At 51.4% G+C, this 21,943-nt stretch carries 8 protein-coding genes; 1 reads left to right on the forward strand and 7 read right to left on the reverse strand.

Annotated features, from left to right (window positions below; translation table 11 throughout):
- Positions 1-63: 63 nt before the first annotated feature.
- The gene (locus H8B09_RS19665; RefSeq protein ID WP_191205286.1) at positions 64-1,860 is read right to left on the reverse strand and encodes an extracellular solute-binding protein; all 1,797 of its coding nucleotides are present in this window, start codon (positions 1,858-1,860) and stop codon (positions 64-66) included.
- A gap of 831 nt (positions 1,861-2,691) precedes the next feature.
- A complete protein-coding gene (locus H8B09_RS19670) occupies positions 2,692-4,731 on the reverse strand; it encodes a bifunctional diguanylate cyclase/phosphodiesterase (RefSeq protein ID WP_191205653.1) in 2,040 nt (679 codons plus the stop codon).
- A 168-nt stretch (positions 4,732-4,899) separates the two neighbouring features.
- Between H8B09_RS19670 and H8B09_RS19675 the strand changes: the two genes are divergently transcribed.
- Positions 4,900-7,977, forward strand: a complete 3,078-nt coding sequence (locus H8B09_RS19675; protein ID WP_191205287.1) for an ATP-binding protein — start codon at positions 4,900-4,902, stop codon at positions 7,975-7,977.
- Positions 7,978-7,989: 12 nt separating this feature from the next.
- Here the strand turns inward: H8B09_RS19675 and H8B09_RS19680 are convergent, their stop codons facing one another.
- The 5 genes from H8B09_RS19680 to H8B09_RS19700 form a co-directional block, all read right to left on the reverse strand.
- On the reverse strand, positions 7,990-9,123 hold the full coding sequence (locus tag H8B09_RS19680; protein ID WP_191205288.1) for a response regulator: 1,134 nt from the start codon (positions 9,121-9,123) through the stop codon (positions 7,990-7,992).
- Between the two features lie 239 nt (positions 9,124-9,362).
- Positions 9,363-10,526 carry a DUF4317 domain-containing protein gene (locus H8B09_RS19685; protein WP_191205289.1) on the reverse strand — a complete coding sequence of 388 codons (1,164 nt, stop codon included), beginning with the start codon at positions 10,524-10,526 and terminating at the stop codon, positions 9,363-9,365.
- Between the two features lie 284 nt (positions 10,527-10,810).
- Positions 10,811-18,160 (reverse strand): InlB B-repeat-containing protein, encoded by a 7,350-nt coding sequence (locus H8B09_RS19690; RefSeq protein WP_191205290.1) that lies wholly within the window; start codon positions 18,158-18,160, stop codon positions 10,811-10,813.
- 339 nt (positions 18,161-18,499) lie between these two features.
- Entirely contained in the window at positions 18,500-18,652 is a 153-nt protein-coding gene (locus H8B09_RS19695) for a hypothetical protein (protein WP_224753792.1), read from the reverse strand.
- 45 nt (positions 18,653-18,697) lie between these two features.
- Positions 18,698-21,817 (reverse strand): ATP-binding protein, encoded by a 3,120-nt coding sequence (locus H8B09_RS19700; protein ID WP_191205292.1) that lies wholly within the window; start codon positions 21,815-21,817, stop codon positions 18,698-18,700.
- Between the last annotated feature and the right edge of the window lie 126 nt (positions 21,818-21,943).

Genomic DNA, 21,943 nt, shown 5'->3' on the forward strand with positions numbered 1-21,943 from the left:
TTATTGCAAAAATGAAGGAGGAGCGAGCCGAAGCCCCCTCTCCTCCTTGTTTAGCTTACTGGCTTACTGGTTCTTCGCGTACCATTCGTTCACTTCGTCCGTAATCTTCTGGCCGCCGTTGTCGAGCCATTGCTTGACGAATTCGTCGAAGTACTCGATCGGCTTCTCGCCGTAGATGATCTTCAGATAGCTCTCAGTCGCGAGCTTCTTGAGCAGTTCGCCTTTGGACTTCATCGTTGCTGTCATTGGACCGGTGAAGTAGTTCTTGCCCTCGCTAACCTCTTGGTTAATGCGAACGCCGGCTGCGCCCAGCTGTCTCTTCTTCATTTGACTTACATCAAACTCCAGCGAGGAGGTAGCTTCAGCGTTCGGGTCTGCTAGGAACTTCTTGACCGCTGCCACGTTCGAGCCCGGAATGCTCGTGAAGTTGCCCAGGATGTTCGTCATCATGTAACGGATATCGAGCGTACCGCCGTCCTTCAGCGGCCATTGTTCAGCTGGAACGCCAGCTGCCTCGTAGTTGCCTTTGACGACTTTACCGTTGAACTTCACGTAATCGTAGCCTTCGAGGTAGCCGTCCTTCCAGCGTGGGTCGAAGTATGGATCGCCTGCTTGCTCCAGCTTCTTCGCGAAGATTTTGTTGAAGTATGCGAACCAAGCGTCGATATGCTGGAAGTCTTTGTTGAACACCGTGAAGCCCTGCGTCAGCGGTTTCTCTGCGCGGCCTACGAGACCAGTTGGACCTGTCGGAAGTGGGAACGGCTCGAAGTCGGCTTTCGGATCGTTCTTCGTTGCGTCGCCCAGCGGCCATTCGCCCATCCAGAATGGACCGAACATGATGCCGGCTTTGCCGCTTGCGGCCAGCTCCGACGATTTGGACGGATCCTTGATGCCCGCTTCTTTGTCCAGGTAACCTTTGCTCATCCAGTCGCGCATCTTCTCTAAGTACAGCTTCGCATCCGGATGAATCGCACCGTAGCTCAGCTTGCCGTCCGCGCCTTTGTTCCAGAACAAACGCACGTCGTACGTATTAATCATTTGGTCCGTGAGGGCGCTGACGATTGCGTCCGTCTGTCCCATCCACGTCCAAGGACCTTCTTTCAGTGGAACAGCCAAGCCGATCGTGTCGTTCTTGCCGTTCTTATCGGGGTCGTTCTCCGTGAACGCCTTGAGAACGTTCTCGAAATCGTCCAGCGTCTTCGGCGGCTGCAGGCCAAGGTTGTCGAGCCAGTCTTTGCGAATCCACATGACCGTACCTTCGTCACCCATGAAGAATGCTGGCAGACCGTAGATCTTGCCGTCCTTCTTCACTTCTCCAAGCGCATAGCTGTACTTCTCCAGCAGCTTCTTATACTCCGGGTGCGCGTATTTCTCAATCGCCTCATCCAGTGGCATCAGCTTGTTCGCCGATAGCAAGCTCTGCAATGGGTCGTTCGATGCAGCGAAAGCATCAGGCAGCTTGCCGCCGCTCGACAGCAGCAAGCGAAGCTTTGTATCGTAATCTTCCGGCTTCGTGACGATGAAATCGAATTTGACGTTAATGCCCATGTTGTCTTTCATCCACCGGATATTCGCGTTGTCTTCCATCGACTCGCCCGGCTTGAACGCATTGCCCCTGGACGTACCGTCGTCCATAAAAGCCGTCGTAATAGTAACTGGCGGATCGTATTTCTGATTCCACAGCTCTCCTGAATTACCGGTGTCTGTAGATTGCGTCGTACCTGTTCCCGTATCGGACTGACTAGTGGATTTGCTTGGCGACCCTTCATTGCTGTCTTTCGAGCAAGCAGCGAGTGTCGGCAGCAGACCGATCGCAACGGAGAGCGTCAACACTTTAGCAAACTTCGCATATCGACTCATAACCTTCCCCTTTTCTATATGGTTGTGGTACATGTTTAATTGTATTGAACTGGTAAAAGCGAGTATATAATTCGTTTTTAACTTGATAGCGTAAAACGTACATGAGGGGATGAGAGGAGGAGGTGAGGTTAAGTAAGGCTAGGGAATACACGTTAGGAGTAACACAGCAAAAAGGAGTGCCCCTTTAGTTATGATTGTAACCTTGGGGTCGACTCCTCGAATTGAACAAAGAATATTTAAAAGAAATACTGAATAACAAGCCCTTTGTCTCGATATTTATCTTCGACTTCCGATAGTTCCATTTTGTTCCTGATATTTTGCAGTGAGCATGTTTCGCAGGATAGACAATCGATTAGCCATGTATCAATGTATATTTGATCCCCTGGAGTATTTGAAGATAATGCATACTCTGCTATTTCCGTAAGTATTAGAGAATCCAAAATATTGGACTTTATCTCATAAGATTCATTACCGTTATACGTCCAATTGCACTTATCGCGGTTATGCTCATATCCGCATTCATTGCACTTCATATTCTCCTCCTGGCCTAGCCGATCGACGATATTTATCAAGTTCCGAACTTTGTTCACTCTTCTAAAACCTACTTTGAAATTATTGGATATATCAAGTCTACATAATAGGCCTATTCCTTTCTAGAACCACATTATTCCGTAAGCTTCTATACTGCCGCTGTTGATCATTGCTTAGTCGTAACGAAATCAACAAGAAAAGCCTAGCCCTCACATAAGGAGGACTAGGCTTTTCTGCTCTCAACCGATCCTTAGGATGTACCGAGCAGGCTTTTGAAATGTCATGGACTTAGTTAACGTTTTATTCATCTATCGACGTGGCTGCCGCTTGATGGGAACCCGTTTCATTGTGGCCCTCGATCCATGTGATCATTTCCTCGCCGTTCATCGGTTTGCCGTAGAAGTATCCTTGCATGACATAACAGCCCAATTGCGTCAGGAATTCAATATGCTCTTCATTCTCTACGCCCTCGGCAATGACATCCAGATGAAGTCGTTCCGCCATCAATATAATTGCATGAATTATGGCGCGTTTGCCCGGCGTATCCAGATCATTCGTAAATAAGCGATCCAGCTTAAGCGCATCGATCGGCATCCGGTCCAAGAGCCCGATAGAAGAGTAACCTGTTCCAAAATCGTCCATCGAAACCCGAACGCCCAGTTTGCGAATGTTCTCGAGTTGATGAATAATATCGTTGACGTCGTAGAAAACCATGGACTCCGTAATTTCAAGCTCCAGATAGTGCGGGTCCAAGCCCGCTTCTTCCAGAACGTTCTGAATCCATTCCAATAAGATGTCGGGTTGAAACAACCGAACCGACAAATTGACCGATACCGGCTGATCAATTCCCCGGGCATTCCACACTCTGCATTGATGGCATGCTTGTTCCAACGTCCATCGGGTCATCGGTATAATGAGTCCCGTCTCTTCTGCAATCGGAATAAATTCGCTAGGCGAAACGACGCCTAACCTTGGATGCTGCCAGCGAAGCAATGCTTCGAACCCGAACAATTGGTTCGTCTTCACATTCCACTTCGGTTGATATACAATAAAGAACTCGTTATGCTCAAGCGCTCTCTGCAAATCCTTCTCCAGTTCCATCTTGCGGATTTCTTGAACGCCCATTTCATCGGTGTACACGCAATACTGGTTCTTGCCGAGCCCTTTCGCTTTATACATGGCCGTATCTGCCGTCTTCAGCAGGAACAGATGGTCGGATTCGTCGATCGAACCGATGCTGATTCCGATGCTCCCCGTAATATATAACTCATTCCCTTCGATTCGATAAACCTTCTTAATGCTCTGGAGGATTTGATTCGCGAGCTGTTCCGCCCGCTCCAGGTCGCAACGTTCCACAATGAATAGAAATTCATCGCCGCCTATCCGGTACGCCTGCTGATCGCCGTGGATAAATTGACGCAGCCGCGCGCCTACTTCATGCACAAGCAAATCGCCGATGTTGTGACCCAGCGTATCATTGATCGCTTTGAACCGATCCAGATCCAGAAACAAGACGCCGATCGGGCTGTCGCTGCCCATATGCGTATCGAAGAAGCGATTCATTGCATTTCGGTTAGGCAAGCCTGTAATCGAGTCCTCATAGGCCATCTTGGCCAATACATGTCGATCGAACAGCATAGCTCCCCAAGATACCATTAAGATGATGAATATGGTGATCGTCACGCCATACAGCAGGAAGAAGTCTACGGATCCGGATGAGGTATGATTCATCGTCATGCCGTCCTCGAAATAGAACCTGGCCGCTTTCATTCCCGTATAATGCATCCCGCAAATCGCGAATCCCATAATAATGGAAGAGAGCCATTTCAACATACTAGACGACGACTGATTCCGGAAACGTAGGAATAGCAATAAGGCAGCATAAGAAGCAACCAGTGCGATGATGGCCGACAAGCCCCACAGCGTTGGGTCATACGTCAATCGGGCGTTCATAATCATAGCTTCCATGCCTATGTAATGCATCGCCACGATCCCGCTGCCCATAATAAAACCGCCTATTGCGATCTTTAACCAATTAATGCTCTTCGGCATCGTGATATAGAACGCAATAAAAGAAGAGATGATGCTGGCTGACATTGAAACAATCGTTAGCAATGCGTCATACTTCACTCCAGCATGCAGATGAAACGCCAGCATGCCGACAAAATGCATCGACCAAACGCCGGTCCCCATTACGAAAGCGCCGGATAGCAGCCAGAAGAAACGAGTTTTTCCTTTCGAATGCGAAATCTTCGCGGCGATATTCAAAGCGGAAAAAGATGCAAATATCGCAATCAATACCGAGAGCGCGACGATATAGTAGTTGTAGCTTCCTTCCATGTCCATTACAATCCATCCTTTGTTCAGCAGCTAGCAGCTATATGAAAGGCTATCTCTCATTCTAGTAGCGCAGTAATTCACCCCTTATTATTACATATCTAACACTACAACTTCTCGACAAATTTCATCAAAAAGGAAATAACAATTTCAGGGCGAATAAAAGAAATTATGCTGACTAACAAAAAGATAACGATCATTGTCATTCTCTTTCTTCTGATTATCACCGGACTGCGGTTAACGTTTCTCGAATTCCAGCGGCCAATCGAAAGTCCGCAAGCGGTCAAGGGTGTTCTCGACCTGCGAGGGCAGATGTTCCCGCATAACGGCAATCTTGCCCTGGACGGGGAATGGGCATTCATCCCTTACAAGCTGTTGATCCCAGAGAACAACGCTTCTATGGAATCGGAACAAACGTATATTCAGGTACCCGACGCATGGGAGCCTTATTTCCCTCACCATGACGGCTTATATCGCTATGGAACTTATCGACTCCGAATACTAGTCGATGAAAACAGCAATCAAAGCCTGCAGTTGCGAATTGATGAGATTCGCACTGCTTCCGCCGTCTATATTAACGGTCAATTGGCTGCAAGAGCAGGGTATCCGTCAGAGAAACCTGCGTTGCAGCAAGCCAGACACACTCCTTATACCGTTGATCTTCCTACTGGCGGTACAAGCATCGATCTTGTGATTCAGGTCTCGAATCATGCCGGTGAAGGCGGCATTACGCATGCCATTCGGCTCGGAACAGTCGAATCGATTCAGCGTTTCAGCCATCTCTCTATCAACCTGCAATTCATGTTATGCATCGTATTATTGGTACATGGCATATATGCCGTCATCCTATATCTGATGGGTGTCGCCAACAGGGGAATACTCTACTTCTCTTTGTTAATCTTCAGCGCCATTCTCAGCGTATTGTGCTCAGACGAGAAACTGTTGATGGTCTGGTTCTCTTTGTCATACGAATTGTTCAGCAAGATTGCGATATTGTCTTATATCGGAATCTCGGCTTTCTTACCGCCGCTTGTGAACAATATGTTTCCGAACGAAGGCAAAGACAGAATATTGCGGTGGTTTGCAGTCTACTGTCTCGCCTATGCAGCGTTCGTCCTAATGGCGCCGTCTACTTACGCGGTTCCGACGATCAAGCTGCTGCTCGGCGCTACGTTGCTGTCCTCTCTGGCTATTGCAGGACGGATATTGAAATCCGCAAACAAGCGAACACAAGACGCCATCTACATGCTGCTCGGCTGTACCGCTGTTGCGACCAACATCGTATGGGCGATCATCGAAGGCAGAACTTCGATCCAGATGATGCATTACCCGTTCGATCTGATCATTGCCGTGTTCTGTCTTGCCGCCTTCTGGTTCAAGCAATTCGTTCGGAAGAACGAGCAGACCAAACAGCTTGCGGACAAGCTGCAGCAAGCCAATCGGCAGAAGGACGATTTCCTTGTTAATACGTCGCATGAGCTAAGAAATCCACTGCACGGAATTATGAACATTACGCAGAGCGTATTAGACGATGTCGTCAATCCGGCAACCGATGATCATCGGCGAAGGCTGGAGCTCCAGCTTACCGTCGCAAGACGCATGTCGCTGCTGCTGGATGAACTGTTCGATGTCGTTCGCCTGAATGAGAACGCCATTCGTCTGCAGATCGGAAGCGTGCGCATACAGTCCGTGGTCGCCGGCGTGCTGGAGATGCTCCGATTCATGTTGGGCGGTAAGCCAGTCACGCTGCAGGTTGGGATCACTGACGCCTTACCTTCTGTTAAGGCCGATGAGAACAAGCTTATTCAAATTATGTTCAACCTGCTCCATAATGCGATTAAGTTTACGGATAAAGGGACCATCACCATCGATGCCTCAATTGAGAACGGGATGGCGCATATTCATATTCGCGACACCGGGATTGGGATGGATGAAGAGACGCGGAACCGAATATTCTTGCCCTACGAGCAAGGCAGTTCGAATCTAACGAGAGCAGGCGGAGGCTTCGGGCTTGGATTAAGCATTTGCAAGCAGCTGGTAGAGCTTCATGGCGGAACAATTAAGGTCGCTTCGATCTCCGGACAAGGTACGACATTCACCTTTACCTTGCCGCTATCGGAGGCTATCGAGCATTCGAGAGAAGCGGAGACCTTCGCCCCTATCGGGCACATTGAGGCTGAGGCCGAGGATGAGGTCGCGGTTGCTGCCGAACGAGCCGAAACTCCCCTCTCAATCGCCGCCAACGCTGAGGAGAACAAATCGAAGATATTGGCTGTCGACGATGACAACATTAATTTGCTCATATTAAGTGACATATTAGGTGCTGCACAATATCGCATAACAACCGTCAATAGCGCCAAGGACGCTATCACTATGCTGGACAGCGAGTCGTTCGATCTCATCATATCGGACGTTATGATGCCTCATATGTCAGGATATGAGCTCACTCGCATCGTTCGGGAACGATTCTCCGTATCCGAGCTTCCGATACTTCTATTAACGGCAAGAAACCGTTCCGAGGATCTCTTCGCCGGGTTTCAAGCGGGAGCTAACGATTATGTAATGAAGCCGGTCGATGCGTGGGAGCTAAGATCCCGGGTGCACGCTTTGACGGAGCTTAAGCTGTCAACCGAGGAACGTATACGGCTCGAAGCCGCATGGCTTCAATCCCAGATGCAGCCTCATTTCATCTACAATACATTAAATTCGATCGCTGCTCTCGGCACGATGGATAACGACAGGATGCTGGCTCTTCTTGATGCTTTCAGCAATTACTTGCGGATGAGCTTTGATTTTCACAACTCTGCACGCGAGATTCCAATCGACCGGGAACTGGCTCTCGTCCGTTCTTATTTATTCATCGAGAAGGAACGGTTCGGAGATCGGCTCCAAGTTCAATGGAACACCGAGGCGGATCTCCAGTTTCTATTGCCGCCTCTCTCCATTCAGACGCTTGTCGAGAATGCCGTGAAGCACGGAATCTTACAGCGCGCCCGCGGCGGAACCATCGTAATTCGAATTGAAGACGATTCGGATAACGTAAATATATTTATCAGCGATGATGGCGTCGGAATGAGCGAAGACAAGCTGCGGCAAGTTCTAAGCCCGACCGGGGGAGACCGAGGAATCGGCTTGACCAATACGAATCGACGCCTGAAGCAGTTCTATGGCAGCGGCCTGCAGATCCAGAGCGCGCCGGGAGAGGGCACTACGGTTCGTTTTCAAATCCCGAATAAACAAAAGGAATGAGCCCGCGCGGGTTCATTCCTTTTGTTTATCATTCCAATTGTCGTACCATTCCGTAATAAACGGACTTGGTCGTTCATCTAGTGCTGTCATCATCGCGTCCTCTAACCAACGATATTGGCGGTGCACCGATAGGCGATTGTTGCTGTCTGCATACAGCTGCATCAATGCAAAGTGCGCCCCTTCCGATTGCGGATAACGGTCGCATATCTCGGTATATTTCTCAATCGCCTTCTCGGGTCTCCCGCTGGTCTGATACCACTCCGCCATTTGAGTAGCAATACGGAGCCATAGCTGATGTAACCGTTGACGTTCGCCTTCCACCCACCAATACTCGGCATCTTGCAAATAATCGCCTGCATACAAGACCATTATTCGCTCATATTCTTCGATCGTGTCATCTGTTATCGGCTGTAAAGAACGGATCTTGCCTTCCCATTCCTCCACATCCAGCACCGCACGGTCCAATTGCAGAACATAACTGTCCGCTATATTGGACAGCTCGACATAGCCGCCCAACGGAATTAACGTTTTCCTAATATGATAGATCGACGTATATAACTGCGAATAGGCTCGATCCGTCTCGTATTCGGGCCATAACAATTCGGCCAGCGCGGTCTTGCGTACGTACTGTCCCCGATTCTGAAGCAAATAGAGGAACAATTCTTGGGCCTTGGCCGTTCGCCATCGGATCGATATAGACGCATCGTCATCGAACCACATCGATACTTGCTTGAACATCGTAATATGCAGCTGCTGCACGGCAGCAGTCGATTCCGCTGATGGTTCTTTCAGACGTTCTTGAACCCGCTGCACCGTCTTCGATAACCGCTCCGGTCCAACCGGTTTCAATATATAATCAAGCGCATTGAGTTCAAAGGCTTGAATAGCATACTCGTTATAAGCCGTTGCGAAAACGATCAATAATTGAGGTTTGCTCTCCAATAACTGTTCAGCCAGCTCGATTCCATTGATTTCGGGCATTTCGATATCCAGGAAGACGACATCGACAGCTTCGCGAAGGATGTATGCTTTGCCGGCCTGCGGATCGATAAATTTGGCTGCGACTTGAACATTGTCGATCTTCGCGAGCTGGTATTCCAGCAAATTCAACGCAAGCTGTTCGTCATCGATGAGGACTACTCTCATGGGCCTGCTCCCTTACTATAGTCAACGTGACCAAGGATGAGTGGGTCAACGCGTACATTTCTTATCCTCGAGATGGGTTGGTTGTGGCTTATCTCTTATTATTTTATCAACAAACGATAGGTCTGGGTTTCTATATATTTGAAAATTATTTAAAAAAAATAAAACCACAGTCATAGTGACCGTGGTCTAGTGGAATTGTCCATCTTCCGTTGATTAAGGCGTTGCTGATGCAACGTTAGTTACAACGTCTCGGTATTCAGCGTGAAGCCTTCGATTACCGCGTCCTCGTCAACCTCGATCATGATGCAGCGTTTGCCCTGATAGTTGACCTGTCTGATGTATTTCAAATCCTGCGGGCTGATCGTAATCGTAGCAACCTTCGTATCGATCTTGATCGATTTCGTAGTGAATTTCGGAATCACGCTGCTCGCCTTGAGTTCAAAGTTCCGATCATCAACGACCGTCTCGAATGCGCGCTCCACCTTCTCACGCGTTACGTTCTCGATCCCGCTTCCGGTCAACATGCGTTCCACATCGACAAAATCAAGCTTCGCGGGTTCTTCTCCCTCGTTCTCCTCGATAACCCGATTAATCTCCTCGTACACCGCAGCGATCGCTGAAGCATCCAACTGCTCGCCCGCTACTTCTTTCACGATATCTTCGAAGATCGCACGCTCTTCAATCGCTGTTATGGACTTCTCTGCCGTCAGCACCTGCTCAACGAAATGCAGATTCGGTTCATGCGCTTTGCCTGAGCAATACAGCACACGATTCACGTCCGAATAGTTGTCCGTCACGCTCGGATAGAAGAAGCCCTGCTCCGGCGTGTTCAATTTGATAATCGGATCGACGAACACACTATAATTGTATACTCGCTCCACATAGTCGAACATAAGAAGCTTCCGTTGGTGTTCCGTCGAATTCACGCTGCACAGAATGAACGGATGCGAGAACATCTCGTCCTTGGAGCTCTCTTCGGACTCTTCGCTCCGCACCCTCGTCGGACGGGCGTATTGTCCGCGCACGAACGTCACGACCGTATCTTTCTCATACTTCGTATCCTTCAGCATTTTCTCCACCAGCAGGATCATCAGATCATGCCATTCATCCGGATCGCCTGTAATGAGCGCTTGGTGAAGCAGCTCTCTGGAAGGCTCCTCCGCATTGTCCTGGAACTTCAACTCGAACATCTTCTGATCCAATTCGCCGGTCAGCAGCTTCTTGAAATTGCCCATATACAGCTCCTGCTTCTCCCGATCCAACAGGGCGAACGGCTGCCGCTCGTAATGGTAAATCTCGCTGCTGTCCTTCATGATGTATACGTTCAATATCTCGAAAAGCTTTAACATCTCATGGTCCAGCTTCAGCTGTTTGCGAATATGTGCGAGTTCCTTCTTATTCATGGTCGGTTGGACAACTCCCTGTATCGTAAAATGAATTCTGGCGTGGAATGACTTCAAATGCAGACTGACATCACAAATAAAATGACATCAACCGTGAAATGACATCTGAAATTTCATTGTACATGAAATTCCACTGAAAGACGAAAAACCCTTCTGGTTGAGCTATATCTATAAGGGAGCATCTATATGAGGTCCATCGACACTCAGCAGTACCATCAAGATGCTGCTCTTGAAAATGCAAGAGGGCCATCCCGAATTGGGACGGCCCATCTTACTGGCAGTATTTATATCAACTCGGATTGTTGCAGCAGCTTCTGCACGATCACAGCTACTTCCGCTCTCGATATAGATGCTTTCGGAGCAAGCTGCGTTGCCGTTCTGCCGCTAATAATTCCTGCTTGCAAGCATGCGGCCATTCCGGCTTGCGCCCACTTCGATACGCTGCCCGCATCTGTGAATGGACGTAACACCTCGTTTGCTTGCACAGCAGGAAGCTTCGCTTTCAAGCCTGTGATCTCCATCGCCTTCGCAAGGATAGCAATGGCCTGCTCCCTCGTAATGCTGTCCGATGGACGGAAGCTTCCATCGTTGAAGCCGTCAATCAGCTTGTACGAAAACGCGGTTTGAACAGCGTCGGCATACCATTCCGTGCCTTTGACATCGGAGAATGGCGAGACTCCATTGGTCGGCTTCAGTCCGAGCGCCCGTACCAGAATCGCCGCAAACTCGGCGCGCGTGATATTCTGGTTCGGATTGAACAGATCGCCGCCAATGCCGCTGATGATCATCCGCGAACCCATATCGTTTACAGCCTTTTGAGCCCAATGACCAGCAATGTCCTTGAATTCAACTGGATGCGAGACTAACGCGTACGTGCTGTTCGTCAAGCTGTTTATCTTCGCATAATACCGACCATCTACTAAGACGATCTTCGTCGGTACGTGACGTACTGTTCCATCGGGCTCGATTACAACGCCGGTCGTTATCTCATTCGGGTTCGTGCTTTCCGGAATAGCAATCGTACGCTCTACATAAGCCGAGAAGTTGGTTACTTCGATCGTAGTATTGTTATATACTGCTTGGACCTTGAAATCGATTGGTGGCGCAACAAGACTAAACGTATCTCTTGCCGCGGCATTCTCGACCACTTCCGCCATACTCGCTGTTGGCGAACCGATCGAAATCAGGATTTTGATATCAGATAGAGCAACGCCCTTACCGATCTGTTCCGATATAGCGTTCATGTTGATCTGCCCCGCCGGCAGCGTATAAGTTCCCTTCGCCGTTACGACTTCGATGACTGCTTGCTTCTGTTCAAGACCTCGGATGATATCGCCAGTTAACTCACCGATTACAACGTCAGACTGAAGCGTAGCCGGAATCGTAATGACAACTCCTTGCCCTGCAGTAGATAGCCGATTCTCCAGCTTCTTCGGATCGATGACAAATGTCGTAACGGATTGCCCGTTCACCTGTTTGGTCGTCAGCGTAGCGATGTTTTCCGGCTTACCGTTAACGAGCACATTTACTTCAGTCGTGGTTGGCCCTGTGGATGTGGAAGAGTCTCCGCCGCTTGGCGCAATGGCTGTATAGTACGCCGTGTACGTAATCACTGCGCTCACCGTCGTCGCTTCAACTTGCGCCTTCGTCAACAGCGTCGTGCCTCCGTCGCTGCTCCAGCCTGCGAACGTATAGCCGCTGTTTGCCGTCACCGTTGGCACCGATGCCGGGCTATTGCCTTCGGCCACTGTCTCGCTTGTGCCGCCGTTCAGCGTACCGTGCGATCCTGCTGCGTATGTGACGACATGTTTGATTTGTGAGTAGTACGCCGTGTACGTTATTGCTGCGTTCACCGTCGTTGCCTCAACTTGCGCATTCGAAAGTAGCGTCGCACCTCCGTCGCTGCTCCAACCTGCGAACGTGTAACCGCTATTCGCTGTTACCGTAGGCACCGCTACTGCACTGCTACCTTCTGCTACCGTCTCGCTCGTCCCGCCACTCAACGCGCCATGAGATCCGGCATCGTATGTGACGACGTGCGTAATCTGCGTATAGTACGCCGTATACGTAATCGGTGCATTTACCGTTGTTGCTTCAACTTGCGCATTCGTCAGCAGCGTCGTACCTCCGTCGCTGCTCCAGCCTGCGAACGTGTAGCCGCCGTTTGCTGTCACCGTTGGTACCGATGCCGGGCTATCGCCTTCAGCTACCGTCTCACTAGTGCCGCCGCTAAGCGTGCCATGCGATCCAGCCGCATACGTGACGACATGCGTGATTTGCGTGTAGTACACCGTGTACGTTATTGCCGCATTCACCGTCGTCGCTTCAACTTGCGCATTCGTCAGCAGCGTCGCGCCTCCGTCGCTGCTCCAACCCGCGAACGTATAGCCGCTGTTCGCTGTCACCGTTGGCACCGAAACTGGACTGCTGCCTTCAGCTACCGTCTCGCTTGTACCGCCGCTTAACGTGCCATGCGATCCGGCATCGTATGTGACGACGTGCGTAATCTGCGTATAGTACGCCGTATACGTAATCGGTGCATTTACCGTTGTTGCTTCAACTTGCGCATTCGTCAGCAGCGTCGTACCTCCGTCGCTGCTCCAGCCTGCGAACGTGTAGCCGCCGTTTGCTGTCACCGTTGGTACCGATGCCGGGCTATCGTCTTCAGCTACCGTCTCACTAGTGCCGCCGCTAAGCGTGCCATGCGATCCCGCCGCATACGTGACGACATGCGTGATTTGCGTGTAGTACACCGTGTACGTTATTGCCGCATTCACCGTCGTCGCTTCAACTTGCGCATTCGTCAGCAGCGTCGCGCCTCCGTCGCTGCTCCAACCCGCGAACGTATAGCCGCTGTTCGCTGTCACCGTTGGCACCGAAACTGGACTGCTGCCTTCAGCTACCGTCTCGCTTGTACCGCCGCTTAACGTGCCATGCGATCCAGCCGCATACGTAACGACATGCGTAATCTGCGTATAGTACGCTGTGTAAGTAATTGCCGCATTCACCGTCGTCGCTTCAACTTGCGCCTGTGTCAACAGCGTTGTGCCTCCGTCGCTGCTCCAGCCTGCGAACGAGTAGCCGCTGTTTGCTGTCACCATTGGTACCGATGCCGGGCTATCGCCCTCGGCAACTATCTCGTTGCTTGCGCCCCCGCTAAGCGTGCCGTGCGATCCGACCGCATATGTGACGACATGTGTAATCTGTATATAGTACGCCGTATACGTTGTTGCTGCGTTCACCATCGTTGCTTCAACTTGCGCATTCGAAAGCAGCGTCGTGCCTCCGTCGCTGCTCCAGCCTGCGAACGTGTAACCGCTGTTCGCTGTCACCGTTGGCACCGATGCCGGGCTATCGCCTTCCGCCACCGTCTCGCTTGTGCCACCGCTCAGCGTACCGTGTGATCCCGCCGCATACGTAACGACATGCGTAATCTGCGTGTAGTACGCTGTATAGGTTATTGCTGCATTCACCGTCGTCGCTTCTACCTGCGCCTTCGTCAGCAGCGTCGTGCCTCCGTCGCTGCTCCAGCCCGCGAACGTGTAACCACTGTTCGGCGCCACCGTCGGCACCGCTAGTGGACTGCTGCCCTCAGCAACCGTCTCGCTCGTGCCGCCACTCAATGTGCCGTGTGTACCAGCCGCATACGTAACGACATGCGTAATCTGCGTATAGTACGCCGTGTACGTTATTGCCGCATTCACCGTCGTCACTTCAACTTGCGCATTCGTCAGCAGCGTCGTGCCTCCGTCGCTGCTCCAGCCCGCGAACGTGTAACCACTGTTCGGCGTCACCGTCGGCACCGATGCCGGGCTATCGCCTTCGGCAACCGTCTCGCTCGTGCCGCCACTCAATGTACCGTGTGTACCAGCCGCATACGTAACGACATGCGTGATCTGCGTATAGTACGCCGTGTACGTAATTGCCGTATTCACCGTTGTTGCTTCAACTTGCGCATTCGTCAGCAGCGTCGTGCCTCCGTCGCTGCTCCAGCCTGCGAACGTGTAACCGCTATTCGCCGTTACTGTCGGCACCGATGCTGGTTTACTGCCTTCGGCAACCGTCTCGCTCGCCCCACCGCTCAACGTGCCGTACGCGCCAGCCACGTAAGTGACGACGTGCGTGATCTGCGTATAGTACGCCGTGTACGTAATTGCCGTATTCACCGTTGTTGCTTCAACTTGCGCATTCGTCAGCAGCGTCGTGCCTCCGTCGCTGCTCCAGCCTGCGAACGTGTAACCGCTATTCGCCGTTACTGTCGGCACCGATGCTGGTTTACTGCCTTCAGCAACCGTCTCGCTTGTGCCGCCGCTAAGCGTGCCTTGCGATCCAGCTGCGTACGTGACAACATGCGTGATCTGCGTATAGTACGCCGTGTACGTTATTGCTGCATTTACCGTTGTCGCTTCAACTTGGGCATTCGAAAGCAGCGTCGTGCCTCCGTCGCTGCTCCATCCTGCGAATGTATAGCCGCTGTTCGCTGTCACCGTCGGCACCGATGCCGGGCTATCGCCTTCAGCTACTGTCTCACTCGTGCCGCCGCTCAGCGTGCCATGCGATCCAGCTGCGTATGTCACCACATGCGTAATCTGCGTGTAGTACGCCGTGTACGTAATCGGTGCGTTCGCCGTCGTTGCTTCAACTTGCGCATTCATCAGCAGCGTCGTGCCTCCATCGCTGCTCCAGCCCGCGAACGTGTAACCACTGTTCGGCGTCACCATCGGCACCGATGCCGGGCTATCGCCTTCGGCAACTGTCTCGCTCGTCCCACCGCTCAGCGTGCCATGCGCGCCAGCCACATACGTGACGACGTGCGTAATCTGCGTATAGTACGCCGTGTACGTAATCGGTGCATTCACTGTCGTCGCTTCAACCTGCGCATTCGTCAGCAGCGTCGTGCCTCCGTCGCTGCTCCAGCCCGCGAACGTGTAGCCGCTGTTTACCGTCACCGTTGGTACCGCAACTGGACTGCTACCTTCAGCTACCGTCTCGCTCGCCCCGCCGCTCAGCGTACCATGCGATCCAGCTGCGTACGTAACAACATGCTTAATCTGCGTATAGTACGCCGTGTACGTAATCGGTGCATTCACTGTCGTCGCTTCAACCTGCGCATTCGTCAGCAGCGTCGTACCTCCGTCGCTGCTCCAGCCCGCGAACGTGTAACCACTGTTCGGCGTCACAGTTGGTACCGATGTCGGGCTATCACCTTCAGCAACCGTCTCATTCGCCCCGCCGCTCAGCGTGCCATGCGCGCCAGCCACATACGTGACGACGTGCGTAATCTGCGTATAGTACGCCGTGTACGTAATCGGTGCATTCACTGTCGTCGCTTCAACCTGCGCATTCGTCAGCAGCGTCGTTCCTCCGTCGCTGCTCCAGCCTGCGAACGTGTAGCCGCTGTTCGCTGTCGCCATCGGCACCGCTACTGGACTGCTGCCTTCAGCGACCGTCTCGCTTGTGCCGCCGTTCAGCGTGCCATGCGATCCGGCCCCGTACGTGACGACATAGGTTGTCGGCGTTTTGTCGATCGTGAAGCTGACGGTCGTCGAGTTGCCAGCCGCGTCCGTTACGACCAACGTGTGCATGCCTTCAGCGCTTACGATACTGCCGCTTGTAAAGGCTGAGCCGTCCAGCGTCGCCGTACCCTCATTGAACGTAATCGTTTGGTCGACTTTATACAAACCGCCGTTCGTTACGCCAATGACGACTGGGGCCGTTTTATCAATGGTGAAATCGATCGTTCTCGTATTGCCGACTGCATCCGTCGCGACTAGCGTGTGCAAACCCTCTGCACTAACCTTGCTGCCGCTGGTGAATACAGCGCCGTCCAGTGTCGCCGTGCCATCGCTCAGCGTAATCGTGCGATCGGTGTTATAACTAGCGCCGTCCGTCACACCTGTAACCGTCGGGGCTGTTTTGTCGATCGTAAAGCTGACGGTGGTCGTATTGCCAGCCGCGTCTGTCACGACCATCGTATGCGCCCCTTCTGCGCTTACGATGCTGCCGCTTGTGAAGGCAGCACCGTCGAGTGTCGCAGAACCTTCATTAAAAATGATTGCGAGGTTGGTATTATATAGACCGCCATTCGTTACGCCAATGACGATCGGAGCCGTTTTGTCGATTATAAAAGCGATCGTTCTCGTATTGCCCGCTGCATCCGTCGCGACCATTACGTACGAGCCCTCAGCGCTAACCGTGCTGCCGCTGGCGAATACAGCGCCGTTCATTGTCGCGGTGCCATCGCTTAGCGTAATCGTTCGGTTCGTGTTATAGCTTGCGCCGTTCGTCACACCCGTAACGGTTGGCGGCGTTTTGTCAACCGTGAAGATGACGCTTGTTGTATTGCCAGCCGAATCAGTTACGATCAGGGTGTGCGTGCCTTCCGCGCTGACTGTGCTGCCACTGATAATAGCTGAGCCGTTCAGCGTCGCCGTGCCCTCATTGAAAACAATAGTTCTATTAACGCTATACACACCGCCGTTCGTTATGCCGCTGACGATCGGAGCTGTTTTATCGATAATAAAGCTGATCGTTCTCGTATTGCCCGCCGCGTCTATCGCAATCACCGTATGCATGCCCTCTACGCTGACTGTGCTGCCGCTGATGAAGGCTGAGCCGTCCAGCATCGCGATGCCGTCACTTATCGTTATCGTACGGTTGGTGTTGTAGCTGATGCCATTCATTACACCCGAGATGGTCGGCGGCGTCGTGTCGATCGTAAAATGCACCGTCGTCACATTATTAGCCGCATCCGTAACAATCAACGTGTAGCCACCTTCCACGCTGACGGTCCCACCGTTAGCAAACGCAGAACCATTCAGCGTCGCTGTCCCCTCGTCAAAGGTAATGGTGCGGTTGGTATTATACAACCCGCCCTCCGTTACCCCAGTAACCACGGGAGGCGTCGTGTCCACTCCACTAAAAATCAGTACCGGTTTATAAGTGGAATTTTCGTTGGGATACACGGTAAAATAGGCCGTATTACTTGTGCCTAAACGCCCGGTCAGCATAAAGGTAAGGTCTGTTGCCCCAAGGGAAACTTTGTTGGTCACGTAAGAGGTGACGTCAAAGTTTAAACATCCGAGCAGCGTATTCGGGATTGGCGTGCAACCTGGCGACGTCGTATCGATATTCGTCGTATTGGGCACCCCTGTGTTGCTGGCCACCAGAATGTTTTGCAGGCTGCTGAGCCGGCTGTCACCGTTAGAGTCAGGAAAATTGTTGAAATTACCCCCCAGATTCTCAAGCCACCCCGTGTTGTCGGACGCCGTAAGCGAAGCGCGAATATCATACGGACTGCTGTTGGCATAAACATAAGGAATGTATACCCTTAATACCACCTTGGAGATGGAAGGCGGCAAGCCCGTATTAAGCTGGTCAAAATTAATCGCCGTTTTCTGGTCGAGAGCGTCAAAGTCAGGTCCAACAATGTTGACGTTGACATTTGCCGCTCCTGGAAATAAACTGTTGGCTGGCAAGCCTGATGAATACGTTCCGAAAGTGTCAACAAAGACATCTTTGTTGGCAGGCTTGATCACATCGCCGCTGGCCTGGACGCGCGGGACGCTCCAGGACAACTGCAGACAAGAAAAAATAATTGCAAATACCAATACAATGGATAACCTTCTGGTCAAGCTGTTCACCTCATATCCTCTATTAAATACTTGCATGCCAATAATAAAGACTTGAACTGTGCTAGACGCCAGGCCACGACTCTTCAAGACATCATAGTTCGAATCCGCAGGATTTGTAGTCCTACTAAAGATGTACGCCTCCACAAAATTGAAGCTGCCAATACCCGATAACCAGTACAAAAGTCTCTCTACTCTTTCTATCGGCTATGACTTCCCTCATCCAAAGCCCTCTATGAAATATTGGATGTACAATAAACAAAAAAACCGTTCATTTGGAAAATGGCAAGTCTCGCTTCCATTTACCAAGGAACGGTTTCTGTATATCTTGTTATAAACAGCCTAATCGATAAAGCCCGATTGCAGCAGCAGCCTGCGGATCACCAATGCGATCTCGGCTCTCGTCATGTTGGCTTTTGGAGCTAGCAGGTCTGTTTGCTGACCAGTGAGCAGCTTGTCGGCTTGCTCCGGAACCGATCGCATTTGTTTCAGCAATCTCTCCAGCACATAATAATCGCAATCGATGCCGTTAACATCGTTCTAACCTCCTGGCCGCTCGGCCGGATGTGCCGGAATGACGAAAGACACCGTCGTCCCTGCCCCTTCTGTGCTTTCTACCTGAATGCCCGTATTGTATAGATGCTTCAGCCTTCTACCGATATTCCACAATCCAACTCCTCTGTGGTCCGCATGCGAATCGGCGTCCAGATTAAGCACTTCTAACCTTCTACGCTCGCTCATCCCGCTTCCATTATCCGCCACAATGAATCGCGTCCCGCCCGCCGCTTCCTTCTTCACCGATATTAGTACATTCCCCCGGTCAAAAGTAGACAGCAGGCCATGCCTGATTGCATTCTCCACCAATGGCTGCAAGATAAGCGGAGGAATCTGGATATCCAGATCCGCCTCCACCTCATATTCGACCTCAAGTCGATTTCCGAAGCGCGCCCGTTCGATATATACGTATGCTTCCACGAGCTCGATCTCGCTGCGAAGCGTCGATAACGAGCTTAATTGTTTGAAATCGAAGCTGTTTCTTAGATAGCCCGAGAGATTCAGCGTCAATTCTTCCGCTTTCAGCGGCTCGACAATGCACAATTCAGCGATCACATTCAACGCATTGTATAAGAAATGAGGATTGATCTGCGAACGAAGAAAAGCGATCTCCGCATTCGCGGCGTTGCGCACGGAAGTCTTCAATCGGGTCAAGCTTCGGACACGTGCCGTCAATTCCTCCGCTTCGAACGGTTTGCCGACAAAGTCGTTAGCCCCGATCTCGAGCGCAAACCTTATGTCGTATGCCATGTTACGCGCCGTCAGCATTAATACGGGAAGCTCGAATGAAGTGAAACGTTCTCTGATCGTCTGAAGCACCTCATACCCCGACATGTCAGGCATCATAATGTCTAGAATTACAAGGGAAAAGTCCGGCGTCCGTGTAAGCTCATTCAGCGCCATTGCTCCTCGATTGACCGTCACGATGGAATACCCCTCTAGACGAAGCAGGTTAATCATCGCTTGCAGGTTGGCGGAATCGTCGTCCACAACGAGAATCCGTTCGTTGGTCCTGCCCTGAATATAGACAGGATAGTCGGATTTCGGAACCGCTGCATTCGGGTAAGCTTCTTTTGCCACTTCCTCTTCCTGCCGCCCCGCGGCGACTTCTAAGAAGGAAGACGAGTGCGGAAGCGTAAGCGTGAATACAGTGCCCTGACCGAGACTGGACTCCAGCCCGATCGTTCCTCCATGCAGCTCCACCAGCTTCTTCGTAATGCTTAGGCCAAGCCCCGTTCCTTCATAGTTTCTCGTCTCCGAAGGGTCCACCTGCTCGAAAGCATTGAATATGCGCTCCCGCATGGACGCCTCGATCCCAATCCCCGTATCGCTAACCAAGATCTCCACCGAATCGCCGACCAGCCTAGCGTTCACAGCCACCTCGCCTCGGTCGGTAAACTTAATCGCGTTCCCAATCAGATTGTGAAAAATTTGAATCAATCGGTTGCCATCCGCTTGCACGGCGGGAAAGTCTTGCGTAATGCCGTTCACCAGCGCAATCGGCTTGCCACCAAGCAGGAACGAATGAATGCGCATGACCGAATCGACAGTCGCTTTTAGATCGACATTACTTTTGAGCAGCACGATATCGCCATGCTTCATTTTGGAATAATCGAGTAATTCGTTGACCAGATTGGCAAGTCTTCTTCCGCTCCCCAGAATAATAGCCAGGTTCTGCGCTTGTCTCTCCGTGACCGGTCCCTCGATTCCTCTCAGCAGCGTATCGGTAATGCCAACAATGGCATTGAGCGGCGTCTTCAATTCGTGAGACGTATTGGATAGAAAATCGTCTTTGATTTTATCGGCTTGCAGCAGCTGGTTCTTCATCGCATCGATCGTATGATAGTTCTCGAAGAAACGAAGAACGATCAGGAAGATGACGACGACGTTGAATACGACGATATAGAACTGCGCGATCCAGAGATTCTCCTTCAAGGATAGAGCAAACATGATGATATCGAGCGAATACAGATTGAAGGAGATAATCGCCATGAACAGCAGCAGCGCTCGGAGTCGGCTGTGAGGCTCGCTCCGGATGAAGAAGATGGCCGATTTCCACAGCATCCACAGCAGCATCACTTCATACATCGCAATGACATAGGCTTGCAGGTCCGTATACATACGGAGGGGAGCCAATACGATCACCACCGCGAAGACGCCTAACACAATCGATATGACTCGCAGCAGCTTTAGAGAAATCATGTTTTTTTGAAACTTATAGAAGAACGTAGCAAGCAGAATCATCGTGATCATCGACACGATATCCTTCGCCCTGTACATCGTTTCAAAGGTAGCGTCCGGCATAAACATCATGAGGGTCCGTTCGTCGATCAAGCCATGATAGACGGCATAGAGCGCACAGATGAACGCGAAGATAAGCAGCGAATAGTCGACGTTGCGGTAAATCGCCGCCGCCGTGAAACAAATCAAATAGATCAGCGCCAAAGCGCCAAGAATCGCAATAACGCCGAATTCGCGCGTCTTGTTCTGCTCCTCGTACTTGATCATCGCGGCCTGCTCGCCGAATCGGAGTGAGATCGGAATACCCGCGCTTATGTAATCATAGTTCGCAACCTGGACAAGGATCTCCGCATCCCCTCGATCCAGCGACACAAGTCCGAACTGCGGCGTGTTGCCCGGTCGATACTTCGCCGCATCCTCGGACGGTTTCCCGTCTTCGAGCAGCTTCTGTCCGTTTACGAAGATCGCGCTCGAGAACCGTATATTGCTTTTCTTTAAAGCAAATACACCGCTGAGAGGCACATTCCGGAGCACCATCCGGTACGTCGCATAACCGTAGGATGGCAAGGATTGGCCGTCAACCATCTTGCTGTCCCATTGAGAGGGCACCTTCATATAGGCGGTGTTCCCAGGCGCGTTATCGCGTAGATCCTCAGGTGTCAGCAGCTTATTCCAATAAAACTCCCAGTCGCCGTCGAGCTTGATGATCGAATCCCGCTCATAATTCCACGAGGATAGATCCATGACCCCATTCTGTACTCGCAGGTCACTAGCTTGCTTATCGCGATTCATCATCATCGACAATGGAATTAGCGAGAATGCGATTAAGCCAAGCAAGCAGACGATTAGCGTTCTCTTCAACAATGCAATCAACTCTTATCGTGTTGTGGTCAGCCGTTCGGGGATAACCGGAACTGGCTGGTCAATGATTTTGACGAATGGTATATTCGACAAAATGTGCAAGAACCCTCCCGTTTTTTTTCACAAGAA

The organism is Paenibacillus terricola, from assembly GCF_014779765.1.
GTDB lineage: Bacteria > Bacillota > Bacilli > Paenibacillales > Paenibacillaceae > Paenibacillus_T > Paenibacillus_T terricola.

What these genes read in the sequence shown, in the direction of transcription:
- H8B09_RS19675 (WP_191205287.1), top strand. Translation starts at nt 4,900, where the DNA reads ATGCTGACTAACAAAAAGATAACGATCATTGTCATTCTCTTTCTTCTG.
- H8B09_RS19680 (WP_191205288.1), bottom strand. Translation starts at nt 9,123, where the DNA reads ATGAGAGTAGTCCTCATCGATGACGAACAGCTTGCGTTGAATTTGCTG.
- H8B09_RS19665 (WP_191205286.1), bottom strand. Translation starts at nt 1,860, where the DNA reads ATGAGTCGATATGCGAAGTTTGCTAAAGTGTTGACGCTCTCCGTTGCG.
- H8B09_RS19685 (WP_191205289.1), bottom strand. Translation starts at nt 10,526, where the DNA reads ATGAATAAGAAGGAACTCGCACATATTCGCAAACAGCTGAAGCTGGAC.
- H8B09_RS19670 (WP_191205653.1), bottom strand. Translation starts at nt 4,731, where the DNA reads ATGGAAGGAAGCTACAACTACTATATCGTCGCGCTCTCGGTATTGATT.